General features: G+C 75.7%; 7 protein-coding genes and 1 pseudogene. 5 read left to right on the top strand and 3 right to left on the bottom strand.

All coding sequences use genetic code 11. The features are described from left to right. Positions 1-59 precede the first annotated feature (59 nt). Positions 60-2,819 (bottom strand): phosphoenolpyruvate carboxylase, encoded by a 2,760-nt coding sequence (gene ppc, locus ACFVSN_RS32670; RefSeq protein WP_380444313.1) that lies wholly within the window; start codon positions 2,817-2,819, stop codon positions 60-62. 338 nt (positions 2,820-3,157) lie between these two features. Here ppc and ACFVSN_RS32675 point away from each other — a divergent pair, with 338 nt between their 5' ends. Next, entirely contained in the window at positions 3,158-4,429 is a 1,272-nt protein-coding gene (locus ACFVSN_RS32675; RefSeq protein ID WP_387957212.1) for a sensor histidine kinase, read from the top strand. A gap of 49 nt (positions 4,430-4,478) precedes the next feature. Here ACFVSN_RS32675 and ACFVSN_RS32680 read toward each other — a convergent pair whose 3' ends face one another. Both ACFVSN_RS32680 and ACFVSN_RS32685 read right to left on the bottom strand, forming a co-directional pair. Next, entirely contained in the window at positions 4,479-5,075 is a 597-nt protein-coding gene (locus ACFVSN_RS32680; RefSeq protein WP_380448961.1) for an SUKH-3 domain-containing protein, read from the bottom strand. A gap of 34 nt (positions 5,076-5,109) precedes the next feature. After that, positions 5,110-5,571, bottom strand: a complete 462-nt coding sequence (locus ACFVSN_RS32685; protein WP_380448959.1) for a YwqJ-related putative deaminase — start codon at positions 5,569-5,571, stop codon at positions 5,110-5,112. Positions 5,572-5,952: 381 nt separating this feature from the next. On the opposite strand from ACFVSN_RS32685, the gene ACFVSN_RS32690 reads away from it, so the two are divergent. From ACFVSN_RS32690 to ACFVSN_RS32705, 4 genes and pseudogenes are all read left to right on the top strand, one after another. Then, complete coding sequence (locus ACFVSN_RS32690) at positions 5,953-7,170, top strand: Gfo/Idh/MocA family protein (RefSeq protein ID WP_380448957.1); 1,218 nt, start codon at positions 5,953-5,955, stop codon at positions 7,168-7,170. Beyond that, on the top strand, positions 7,167-8,336 hold the full coding sequence (locus tag ACFVSN_RS32695) for a DegT/DnrJ/EryC1/StrS family aminotransferase (protein ID WP_387957215.1): 1,170 nt from the start codon (positions 7,167-7,169) through the stop codon (positions 8,334-8,336). The genes ACFVSN_RS32690 and ACFVSN_RS32695 overlap by 4 nt, the downstream gene beginning before the upstream one ends. 86 nt (positions 8,337-8,422) lie before the next feature. Continuing rightward, positions 8,423-9,424 carry an HNH endonuclease gene (locus tag ACFVSN_RS32700; protein ID WP_380448953.1) on the top strand — a complete coding sequence of 334 codons (1,002 nt, stop codon included), beginning with the start codon at positions 8,423-8,425 and terminating at the stop codon, positions 9,422-9,424. Between the two features lie 55 nt (positions 9,425-9,479). After that, positions 9,480-10,827: pseudogene (locus ACFVSN_RS32705) on the top strand (hypothetical protein); the annotation flags it as partial.

The raw sequence follows: 10,827 nt of genomic DNA on the forward strand, positions 1-10,827 counted from the left end.
CAGACGAAGGGGCCGGTGTCCGACGGGGGTGGACACCGGCCCCTTCGACGCGTCTGCCGTCAGCCGGTGTTGCGCAGGCCGGCGGCGATGCCGTTGACGGTCAGCAGGAGCGCGCGGGCGCGCAGCGGGTCCTCCTGGCGTCCGGCCGTGACCTCCTCGCGCTGGCGGCGCAGCAGGGCGACCTGGAGGTAGGAGATCGGGTCGAGGTAGGCGTCGCGGACGGTGAAGGTCTGCTTCAGCACCGGGTTGTGCTCCAGCAGTTCGCCCTCGCCGGTGAGCCGCAGCACCTCGCGCAGGGTGAGCTCGTGCTCGGCGACGATCTGGTCGAAGACGTGCTGGAGGTCGGCCGGCACCAGCTGCTCGACGTAGTGGCGGGCGATCCGCAGGTCGGTCTTGGCCAGCGTCATGGCGACGTTGGACAGGAAGTTGCGGAAGAAGTGCCACTGCCCGTGCATCTCGTCCAGCACGTCGCCGAGGCCGGCCTCGCGGGCGGCGGCGAGGCCGGAGCCGACGCCGTACCAGCCGGGGACGATCTGGCGGGACTGGGTCCAGCCGAACACCCACGGGATGGCGCGCAGTCCGTCCAGGCCGGCGCCGGAGTCGGGGCGGCGGGAGGGGCGGGAGCCCAGGTGCAGGGAGGCGAGCTGGTCGACCGGGGTCGAGGCGAAGAAGTACTTCGGCAGGTCCTCCTGCTCGACCAGGGCGCGGTAGGCGGTGTGGGCGGCCTCGGACACCCGGTCCATCGCGGCGTCCCAGCGGGCCAGCTCCTCGGGGGCCTGGCGCGGGGCGGTGTGCAGCGCGGAGGCGGAGAGCGTCGCGGAGATCGTCAGTTCGAGGTTCTCCCGGGCGAGGGAGGGCAGCAGGTACTTGTCGGAGATGACCTCGCCCTGCTCGGTGACCTTGATCTCGCCCTCCAGGGTGCCCCACGGCTGGGCCAGGATGGCCTCGTGCGAGGGGCCGCCGCCGCGGCCGACGGTGCCGCCGCGGCCGTGGAACAGGCGCAGCCGGATGCCGTAGCGGTGGGCGACGTCGCGCAGCCGGCGCTGGGCGCGGTGGATCTCCCACTGGGAGGTGGTGATGCCGCCGAACTTGGAGGAGTCGGAGTAGCCGAGCATGACCTCCTGGACGTCGCCGCGCAGCGAGACGAGCAGCCGGTAGGAGGGGTCGGAGAGCATCTCGTCGAGGATGCGGTCGGCCTGCTGGAGCTCGTCGGTGGTCTCCAGGAGCGGCACGATGCCGATCTTGGCGATGCCGGCGTGCAGGTCGATCAGGCCCGCCTCGCGGGCCAGGACGGTGGCGGCGAAGACGTCGTCGGCGCCCTGGCACATGGAGATGATGTAGCTCTCGACGATCTCGTCGCCGAAGCGCTCGAAGCCCTGGCGGATGGTGTTGAAGACGCCGAGGGTCTTGGTGCCGGCCTCGTCCAGCGGGGCCGGGGTGGGGGCGAGCGGGCGGCGCGAGCGGAGCTCCTTGGCGAGCAGCCGCTGGCGGTACTCGCGGGGCATGTCGGCGTAGCGCCAGGCCTCCTCGCCGAGGCGGTCGAAGAGCTGGCCGAGCGCGTGGTGGTGGGCCTCGGCGTGCTCGCGGACGTCCATGGTGGCGAGCTGGAGGCCGAAGGCCTCGATGGTGCGGATCGCGCGGGCGAGGCGGCCGTCGGCGATGAGTTCGCCGCGGTGGGCGCGCAGCGACTCCTGGATCAGGCGCAGGTCGGCGACGAGTTCGCGGGTGCCGAGGTAGTCGCGGCCCTCGACGTGCGGGGTGCCGCCGGCCAGGCGCTCGCGGGTGTTCTCCAGCTTGAGCCGGATGCAGGTGGCCTTGAGGCGGTAGGGCTCCTCGGCGTTCATCCGCTTGTAGCGCGGGCTGAGTTCGGGGAGCAGGTGCAGGTCGGTGTTGAGCGAGGCGAGGAGCTCGGCCGAGGCGCCGGCCAGGCGCTCGGAGGTGGAGAGCGTGTTGCGCAGGTCGTCGATCGCGGCGAGCGCGTCCTTGATGCCGTACTCGTGCTGGAGGTTGAGGACGTCCCAGGTGACCTGCGGGGTGACGTTGGGGTTGCCGTCGCGGTCGCCGCCGATCCAGGTGCCGAAGGTGAGCGGGCGGACGCCGTCGGGCAGGCTGAGGCCGACCCGGGCGAGCTCCTCCTGCAGCTCCTCCAGCACCTCGGGGACGGCCTCGCGGTAGAGCTCGTCCAGGTAGTAGACGGCGTTGCGGGCCTCGTCGGTGGGCTCGGGGCGGGCGATGCGCAGCTCGTCGGTCTGCCAGAGCAGGTCGATGACCTCGGCCAGGCGGCGGTCGGCGGAGCGCTGCAGGGAGGTGCGGCGCGTGGCGGCCCGGTCGGGGGTGGTGGCCGGGTCGGCGGCGGCGAGGCCGGAGCTGAGCTGCTCGCGGTGGATGCGTTCGAGGAGTTCGCCGATCCGGCGGAGCTTGTTGAGGACGCTGCGCCGGGCGGCCTCGGTGGGGTGCGCGGTGAAGACCGGCCGGACCGCGAGGTGGGCCAGGGTGTCCTGGAGGTGCTTGGGGTCGGCGTCGGCGAGCTGGTCGGCGGTCTGCGCGAGCAGCGAGCCCTCCCGGGCGCGGCGGGTGGCGAACTCCCGGCCGCGGTGCACCTGCTCGGTGACGTTGGCGAGGTGGAAGTAGGTGGAGAAGGCGCGGACGAGCTTCGCCGCGGTATCCAGGTCGATGCCGGAGAGGAGTTCGGCGGTGGCCTCGCCGTCCGTGCGGCTGAGCAGGCGGACCTGTTCGACCAGGCCCAGTAGCTGGGGGCCCTCCTGACGGACCAGCGTTTCGCCGAGCAGGTCGCCGAGGCGGCGGATGTCCGCGCGCAGGGCCGCGTTGTCTGCGTCTGGGCCGGCGGCGGCGACGGAGGTGGGGCTGTCCGCCGGGTTGGGGACCGGAGCGGTCACGGCTGGGCTCCCTGTGGTGGTGGGGTTCGGCAACGGCTCATCGTCACAGGTCCGCCCGCGTGTGGCAGGTGTGACGCGTGCGGACCGCGCTGTCCGACGCGACCAGCATAGGTGTCGGGGAGGTCGGTGTCCGCGAGGTGGCCGGATGGCGGACAGGATCACCGCGGCCGCCATGTGGTCTGGACCACTTGAAGGTCTGGGGAAGTTACCGGTGCCATCCCGGTGGGGAGGGAACGGGGTTGCACCTTAGGCTGTCAGGCATGAGCAAGTCGCCTGGGGAGCGCGCGCCGGTCCGGTCGTTCTGGTGGTGGGAACGACCGCGCAGCGCATTCCTCGACATCGGGCTGGCGCTGCTGGCCGCGGTGGAGTGCTCGCTCAGCACCATCGCCTTCCTCTCCGCGCGCGCGCACCTGAGCGCCGCCGGCGCGGCCGGCATCGCCGTGCTCGGCGCGCTGGCGGGCGGCTCGCTGGTGCTGCGCCGGCGCTGGCCGGCCGTGCCGGTGCTGGTGACGCTGGTGGCGATGCCCGGGATGCTCGGCGTCGTGCTGCTCGTGGTGGCCCTGTACACGCTGGCCGAGACGTGGGAGTGGCCCTCGCGGCGCCGCCGGGTGGTCGCGCTGTCGGCGCTGGCCTTCGCCGAGGCCGTCACCGTCATGCTGGTGTCGATGCTCCTGCCCGGTGGCGACGGCCCCCCGGACCCGACGCCGCTCTGGGTCCAGGTGCTGGTGGCCGTCCTGGTGGCGGTCGGCCTGACCGTCCCGCCGGTGGTGACCGGCCTCTACGTGGGCGCGCGGCGGCGGCTCATCGAGTCGCTCAAGGACCGTGCGCACGGTCTGGAGACCGAGCTCGACCTGCTGGCCGAACAGGCCCAGGAACGCGCCCGGCGGGCCCGGCTGGAGGAGCGCACGCGGATCGCCCGCGAGATGCACGACGTGGTCGCGCACCGGGTCTCGCTGATGGTGGTGCACGCGGGGGCCCTGGAGCGGATCGCCGCGAAGGACCCGCAGAAGGCCGCGCAGAGCGCCAAGCTGATGGGCGAGGTCGGCCGGCAGGCGCTCAACGAGCTGCGCGAGATCCTCGGCGTGCTGCGGATGGACGACGAGCGCCCGGCCGAACCGGACTCGCTGGCCGCGCTGCCGCGGCTGGTCGACCAGTCCCGGGCGGCCGGGATGGCGGTCACCCTGACGGTCAGCGGAAGCCGGCAGCAGTTCACCGGCGAGGCCGAGCAGACCGCGTACCGCGTGGTCCAGGAGGGCCTGACCAACGCGCACAAGCACGCCGGCGGCGCCGACGTGTCCGTCCTGCTCGCGTACGCGCCGAACGGGGTCCGGGTCAGCGTCGTCAACGCCTGCCCGGGCGGCGAGCACGGCGCGGCGAAGCTGCCGAGCGGGGGCAACGGGCTGGTCGGGATGCGCGAGCGGGTGATCGCGCTCGGCGGCACCTTCTCGGCCGGGCCGGAGGCGGACGGCGGGTTCCGGGTCGAGGCGGTGCTGCCCTCCCGGCTGGCCGTCCCCGCCGAACCGCTGCGGTAGCGGCGCCCGTCCGCGGTGGCGGTGCCCGTCCGCGCTGGGGTGCTCGTTCCTAGTACTCGTCCGCGGTGCGCAGCCGTTCCGGGGCGGTGCCGAGGATCAGCATCGTGATCGCCTGGTCGATCCCGTGGCCGAGGAACCACTCTCCCGTGTGATCCAGGCTGTAGACGCGGCCCTCCTCGTCGACCGCCAACAGTGCCTGTCCGTACGCCTCCTCGCCGAGCGGCGCGACCTTGCTGCCGAGCGCGCGGCCGAGGTCGGCCAGGGTGCGGGGCTGGTGCAGCCCGCACATCGGGTCGATCAGGAACGGGGTGCGGGCCAGTTGGCGGCCCGCGCCGGACAGGTCGAAGGCGAGGCCGCCGAACTCGGCCCAGGCCTCCACCGCCGCCGGGAACACCGCGTGCGGCACGCCGGCCGGCTCGCCGTGCCCCACCAGGGTGTCGGCCCACTCCTCGGCCCGCCGGATCTCCCAGCGGCCGGGGTGCCAGCCGGCCGCCTTGAGCTCGGCGGCGACGTCGGCGGGGAAGCGCGGGCGGGTCCGCCCGGGGGAGGCCGCGGCCAGGGTGGCCGGCGGGGGCGGGGGTGGGCTGGGCGGATTCAGGACTGGCTCCGGTGGTTCGGGGACAGGACGGCGGCAGGGACGCGGCACCGCACCGACGGAGGGCGTCGGCGCGGGCCGGCGGTCAGCGGGCGGGCGGCCCGACCGCGACGCTCTGCACGGTGAAATGCTCCAGCATCGGGACGCACGAGCGGCACGGCGGCGCGTGGGTGCCGTGCGCCGGGTCGTCCTCCTCGCGGATCCGGACGGTGGTCATCCGGGAGCCCTTGAGGGCCTTGCGGGCCTCGTGCAGGCTCATCGCCTTGCGGGCGGCGCGCTTGGAACGCTTGCCGTCCACCGTGGCCAGGTACTGCGACAGCAGCACCGCCTCCGGGCAGCGGCCGGTGAAGCGCTCGCGCAGCTCGACCGGCAGGCCGTCCAGGAACTCGCGGACCAGCGGGTGCAGGACCGGGCGCCGGGCGGACTTGTCCCCGGCCAGGGTGTGCACCTCGCCGCCCTTGAGCGACAGCGCGGCGGCGACGGCGGGCAGCAGGCTGTCGCGGAGGTGGCGCAGCACGGGCGGGCCCGCCGGCTCACCGGTGGTCATGCGTCTGCCTCCGTATCCGCAGGGTCTCCGCTGACGGTCCGGACTGGTCGGTCCAGTCCTGGGGCAAGCCTGTCAAACGACACCGACATCCGTACAACCGGGGTGCGGGGGTGCGCGAACGAGCGCCGGGACCCGGCGGGTTCAGGACGCGCTCCGGACGGAACACTGGCTCAATCCGCACGCAGCCGTCACGACTTGTCCGCCGATCCACCGAAACCGCCCCGGTGCCCCGGCGGCTGCCGGTACCGTTCCGGCAGCGAGCCGAAGGGGACGCGGCCGCCCGCCCGGGACGCCCGGCGGCGGCCCGGATCCGGTGCCCGCGCCGACCGTTGGGGCCGCCGGGGTGCGCCTGCCCGGTGCCGGAGCGAGGGAGCTCGTGCGATGACTTCTCCGACGTCGGGACGGGACGGGGGGCGCGACGGCGGACCGGACGGGGCCGAGGACGCCAACGAGGCGCCCGGCGGGCACGTGCCCACCCCGGGCGAACCGCTCCGGCCCGTGCCCGCCCGGCCGGTCGGCATCGCCGTGGTCGGCGCCGGCTACTGGGGCCCCAAGCTGGTCCGCAACGCCCAGCACACCCCGGCGCTGCGGCTGCACTGGCTGTGCGACCTCGACGAGGCCAAGGCCCGTACGGTGCTGGGGGAGTACAGCACCGTCGGCGCGACCTCCTCGTACCGGCGGGTGCTGGACGACGAGCGGGTCGGGGCCGTCGCGGTGGCCGCGCCCGCCGCTGCGCACCACGGGCTCGTCCGGGCCGCGCTGGAGGCCGGCAAGCACGTGCTGGTCGAGAAGCCGATCACCACCTCCGCCGACGGGGCCGCCGAGCTCGTCGAACTCGCCGAGCGGCGCGGGCTCGTGCTGATGTGCGACCACACCTTCTGCTACACGCCGGCGGTGCGCCGGATCCGCGAGCTCGTGCACGGCGGCGAGATCGGCGACGTCCAGTTCTTCGACTCGGTGCGGATCAACCTCGGGCTGGTGCAGCCGGACGTGGACGTGCTGTGGGACCTCGCCCCGCACGACCTCGCCATCCTCGACTTCGTCCTGCCGCCCGGCGTCGATCCGGTCGGGGTGTCCGCCCAGGGCGCCGACCCGATCGGCGCCGGGCGGGCCTGCGTCGCCTACCTGACGGTCCGGCTGAGCAACGGCGCGCTCGCCCACTGCCACGTCAACTGGCTCTCCCCGACGAAGGTGCGCACCACGCTCATCGGCGGCTCCCGGCGCACCCTCGTCTGGGACGACCTCAACCCGCAGGCCCGCCTCGCCGTGCACGACCGGGGCGTGGACCTCACCCCGCCCGAGGAGGTCACCGACGCGATCCGGCACCGGGCGCTGATCTCCTACCGCGTCGGCGAGATGGTCGCGCCCGCGCTGGTCGAGCAGGAGGCGCTGCGCAACGTGATGGCCGAGTTCGCCGCCGCGATCGTCGAGGGCCGCGCGCCGCTCACCGACGGGCACGCCGGGGTGCGGGTGCTGCGGCTGCTGGAGGCGGCCTCGCTGAGCCTCCGACTCGGCGGGGTCACCATTCCGGTGGGGATGGCCGACCGGGCCGAGGGGGCCGACCGGGCCGACGAGGCCCCGCGGGTCGTGGTCAGGTGAGCGGCCGCACCGGGGGCGCCGGGAGCACCGGCGGCACCGGTGGCACCGGTGGCACCGGTGGCATCCCGTTGGTGGACCTGGCCGCCGCCCACGCCGAGATCGCGGCCGAGGTCCGGGCGGGCTTCGAGCGGGTCCTCGCGTCCGGCGGCTACGTCAAGGGCCCCGAAGTGGCCGGGTTCGAGCGGGAGTACGCCGGCTTCACCGGCACCCGGCACTGCGTCGGCGCCGCCAACGGCACCGACGCCCTCGAACTCGCCCTGCGCGCCCTCGACCTGCCGCCCGGTGGCGGTGTCGTACTGCCCGCCAACACCTTCGTCGCCACCGCCGAGGCCGTCCTGCGGGCCGGACTGCACCCGGTGCTCGTCGACGCCGACCCGGCGCACCTGCTGATCGACCCCGCGCGCGCCGCCGACGCGCTCCCCGCGGCCGTCGCGCTGCTGCCCGTCCACCTCAACGGCCAGCTCGCCCCCATGGGCCCGCTGCTCGAACTGGCCGACGGGCGGCCGGTGGTGGAGGACGCCGCGCAGTCCCAGGGCGCCCGGCAGCACGGGCGCGGCACGTACGGGCGGATCGCGGCCACCAGCTTCTACCCCGGCAAGAACCTCGGCGGCTACGGCGACGCCGGCGCGGTGCTCACCGACGACGCCGAACTGGCCGACGCCGTCCGGCTCATCGGCGACCACGGCGCCCGCGAGAAGTACACCCACGAACGCCTCGGCTTCAACTCCCGGATGGACGCCCTCCAGGCCGTCGTCCTGCGCGCCAAACTCCGCCGCCTGCCCGCCTGGAACGCCGCCCGCCGCGCCGCCGCCGCCCGCTACGACGCGCTGCTCGGCGGCGTCGACGGCCTCGCCCTGCCCCGCACCGCCCCCGGCAACGAGCACGTCTGGCACCTGTACGCGGTGCGGATCGGCCCCGGCCGGGATCGCAACGCGGTGCTCGCCGCGCTGCACGCCGCCGGGATCGGCGCCGGGGTGCACTACCCCGTCCCCGTGCACCTCCAGCCCGCGTTCCGCTTCCTCGGCCACCGCGAGGGCGCCTTCCCGACCGCCGAACGGGCCGCGCGCGAACTGCTCACGCTCCCGCTTTACCCGCAGATGACCGAGGCGCAGCAGGTCCGGGTGGCCGAGGCACTGCTGGCGGCACTACGCACGGCTCACGCGTAGGTGCGGGGGTTCGGCCAGGAGGGTGACCCCCTACGCTGGTGTCCAGCAAACGCACCGATTTTGCAGCAGCCAGTGGGGGCTCCCAGATGACGACAGGTCGGCCCGGCGCCGCCGCCGCACCGAACGCGGCATACGCAGGTCAGGTGGTGCACTTCCCGGACCCGGTCCGCGCGGAGCGTTACCCCGCCGGGGTCCGGGTGGACGAGCACGGCTACCCGGACTTCGCCCCGTACGCCGCCGCGGCGGCCGAGGTCGCCGACCCGCCGGAGGGCCTCGGCGTGGACGAGCTGCGGCTGACCGACTACGTCTCGGCCAACGCCGCGCTGTTCACCGAGGGCCACCCGCTCTGGGCCGACCTGCACACCGCCGTCGCGACCCCGCCCGGCTGGACCTGGCACCACGTCGCAGGCCGGGCCGCCCCCGGCTGGCGCCGGATGGAGCTCGTCCCGGTCGAGGTCAAGGCCCTGCTGCGGCACCACGGCGGCCTCGCCACCTCCGGCGCAGACCACGGCCAGCGCGGCACCCGCCCGCTCCAGGAGCGCCGGCCGGTGCACTTCCCGCTGGCCCTGGACGGCAGCGACCCGATCAGCGTCCCGGAGGACCTGCTCCAGCGCGCCGAGGACCGCCTCGGCTACCGGCTGCCGGGCGCCTACCGCAGCTTCCTCAAGCTCGGCGGCGGCCGCGCCCCGGTCGGCGTCGCGCTCGACACCGAGCTGGGCATGCTGCTCGACCAGCCGTTCCTGACCCTCACCGAGGAGTACGGGACGGCGGACGTCGTGTACGCCAACAAGTGCCTGCGCGACCACCTCACCAAGGACTACCTCGGCATCGCCTACGCCCAGGGCGGCATCGTCGCGCTCAAGGTCCGCGGCGACCGGATCGGCACGGTCTGGTTCCACCTGTACGACGACGCCCGCGACACCGGCCTCCCGGAGGCCCCGGAGGACCGGGTCGAGCGGCTGCTGCTGCCCTGCGGCGAGGACTTCGACGAGTTCCTGCTGCGGCTGGCGGGCAGTCCGCCCGAGCTGGAGACGGTCGCGGAGCTGATGGTGGACGGCGGGTTCGCCCGGGCCGTCCCGGGCGAGTGACCGGGACGACGGGGACGACGGGGACGACGAGGATGGGGACAGGGGTGAACCGGGCGTGGTGACGTACGCGCAGGCGCATGAGCTCGCCGACGAGTGGATCAACGGCGGGGTGCCGGGGTCGCAGCAGCGCGAGGTGCGGGTCCGGGAGTTCGACCTGGGCTTCGTCTGCTGGGCGGTGCAGCCGGCGGACGGGACCCCGGAGGAGGGCGGCCCGACGGGCGGGGCGCGGCTGGTGATCGCCCGCGACTCCGGCGCGAGCACGCTCTGGCCCGCGCTGCCGGTCAACGAGGTCGTCCGGCAGTACGAGGAGGTGTACGGGCGGCCGGTCGCGGCCAACCCGGCGGGGGCGGCGAAGCCCGCGCCCGGGCCCGTCGAGGCGACGTCCTTCCTGCTCAGCCCGCCGCAGTGGCTGCAGGAGGCGGGCGCGGCGGCGATCGCGGCGGAGGCGGAGCGGCTGGGCGAGGCCCAGGCTCCGGCGCCCGTTGCTGCCCCGGCCCCGGCTCCGGCCCCGGCGCCCGTTCCTGCTCCGGCCCCGGCGCCCGCGCCGGCCGAGCAGTCCGCGCCCGAGGCGACCGGCCTCCCGGCCGAGGCCGCCTCGTGGGCCCCGCCGACCGGGCCGCCGACGCCGCCGCCGGCCGTCCTCGTCGCGCCGCCGGTCTCCGACCGGCCCGCCGGGGACGCGCCGACCATGCTCGCCCCGCCGCCCGGCCACGACGAGCCGTCCGTCCCGCCGCAGGTGCAGTCGGCCCCGCCGGTCCCGCCGGGGCCCGCCCCGGCCGGCTCCGAGGCGGCGACCATGCTGATGCCCGAGGGCCTGCGCACGCTCGGCTCCGAGCCGTCCGACGCGCCCCCGCCGGCCGGCTCCGAGGCCGCGACCGCGCTGATGCCCAGGAGCGTCCCCGGCCTGCCCCCGGCACCGTCCGCGCCCACCCCGGAATCCGCGCCCGCGCCCGCACCTGCTCCCGTGCAGCCTCCGGTGGCCGAGCCCGCGCCGACGCTGCTGGCGCCGCCGGAGGCGATGCCGGGGCTGATGGGCCTGCCCGGTGCGCCGGAGACGCCCGCCCCCGCGGCACCGCCCGCCTCGCCCGCCGTGCCACCGGCCGGTCCCGCCGTGGAGTACGCACCGACCATGCTGGCCCCGCAGGGCGGCGTCCCGGGCCTGATGGGCCTGCCCGGCGCCCCCGAGACGGCCACCCCCTCGGCACCGCCCGCCGCGCCGCCGGCCGGTCCGGCCGTGGAGTACGCGCCGACCATGCTGGCCCCGGGCGGCCCCGGCCTGGGCGGCCTGCCCGGTGCGCCGGTGCACCCCGGGCCTGCGGCGCCCCCCGGGCCCGCCGAGGCGGCGCAGGGCGGCGGGCTCGGCCGCAACGCGGCCTCCGCACCGCCGCCGCCCCCGCCGGGAG

This window comes from Kitasatospora sp. NPDC057904, assembly GCF_042887925.1.
Lineage (GTDB): Bacteria > Actinomycetota > Actinomycetes > Streptomycetales > Streptomycetaceae > Kitasatospora.